Annotated in this window: 1 pseudogene; it reads left to right on the plus strand. The window is 42.1% G+C overall.

What is annotated here, in order from left to right:
- Window positions 1–197 (plus strand): annotated as a pseudogene (locus tag SB725_RS34060) (hypothetical protein); the annotation flags it as partial.
- Between the last annotated feature and the right edge of the window lie 36 nt (window positions 198–233).

Consider the following 233-nt stretch of genomic DNA (forward strand, 5'->3'; position numbering starts at 1 on the left):
GTAGTAATATGTGGCTCAGTGATCTATTTTGGAAGCGAGTCGGAAATAACCGAAAACAACGAGTGATGGTTGCAGATTGGATAGATGCAGTCCAAATAACGGACCGAGTTGTGAAGATCGATATCGGAATAGATTGTTTTGATTCAGAGGGCTCTGCGGATATTCAAGATATGCTTAGGAAAGTACTATATCTTTAAAGCTCACGATGATGGAAGTAGCGATGAAACGCCGGG

The sequence above is a fragment of the Pseudomonas sp. SIMBA_041 genome, assembly GCF_046535095.1.
GTDB classification, from domain to species: domain Bacteria; phylum Pseudomonadota; class Gammaproteobacteria; order Pseudomonadales; family Pseudomonadaceae; genus Aquipseudomonas; species Aquipseudomonas mucoides.